General features: G+C 64.4%; 1 protein-coding gene. It reads left to right on the top strand.

The annotated features are described in order from the left end of the window. Positions 1 to 323: methyl-accepting chemotaxis protein (locus AC1DYL_RS22785; RefSeq protein ID WP_477174899.1), on the top strand; the 323-nt coding region annotated here is incomplete at both ends.

A 323-nucleotide genomic window follows, 5' to 3' on the forward strand; every position in this document is an offset into this window, starting at 1 on the left:
GCCAATGATCTTTCCGAGCGCACCACCAAGCAGGCGGCGACGATCGAAGAAACGTCGGCGGCGATGGAGCAGCTTTCGGGCACCGTGCTGGCCAATGCCGAGCGCGCCAAGGATGCCTCAAATGTCGCGGCGACTGTGACCCGCACGGCCGAGGATGGCGGTCAGGTCATGCGTCAGGCGACCGAGGCGATGGAACGGATCACCAACTCGTCGGGCAAGATCTCGAACATCATCGGCATGATCGACGACATCGCCTTCCAGACCAACCTGCTGGCGCTCAACGCCTCGGTGGAAGCGGCTCGTGCCGGCGATGCCGGCAAGGG

Source organism: Devosia sp. P1_H9, from assembly GCF_056405135.1.